Origin of the sequence: Faecalibacterium sp. DFI.5.82, assembly GCF_029076575.1 — a bacterium.
Lineage (GTDB): Bacteria > Bacillota > Clostridia > Oscillospirales > Ruminococcaceae > Faecalibacterium > Faecalibacterium duncaniae.
Window position 1 is genome coordinate 1 of sequence record NZ_JARFIS010000837.1, and the last position, 298, is coordinate 298.

General features: G+C 68.5%; 1 pseudogene. It reads right to left on the reverse strand.

Going from position 1 to position 298, the window contains the following annotated elements:
- A pseudogene (locus P0G09_RS19140) lies at positions 1-298 on the reverse strand (bifunctional homocysteine S-methyltransferase/methylenetetrahydrofolate reductase); the annotation flags it as partial.

The following is a 298-nucleotide window of genomic DNA, read 5'->3' on the forward strand; positions in this document are numbered from 1 at the left end:
CCAGCACAAAGGCATCCGGCACTTCCGCCTTGATGGCCCCCACGGCATCCAGACTGCCCGCATCGGAGCTCAGGGTCTCATACAGGAAATTCCTGGCCCCCAGCGCCGCAAACTGCTTTGCCACAGCCGTATATACCTGCCCCGCCGGAACCGCCTCGGTATCCGGAGCCGGGCCGAGGTCGGCAAAAACAGCGGCACCCGTCTCCTCTGCGGCCTGCACAGCCAGCTGCCAGCCTGCCAGCGCCAGCTGTTCCCAGCCGGGCGCGTGTGCCGCCGCCCGCCGGGGCAGGCTGAAGGT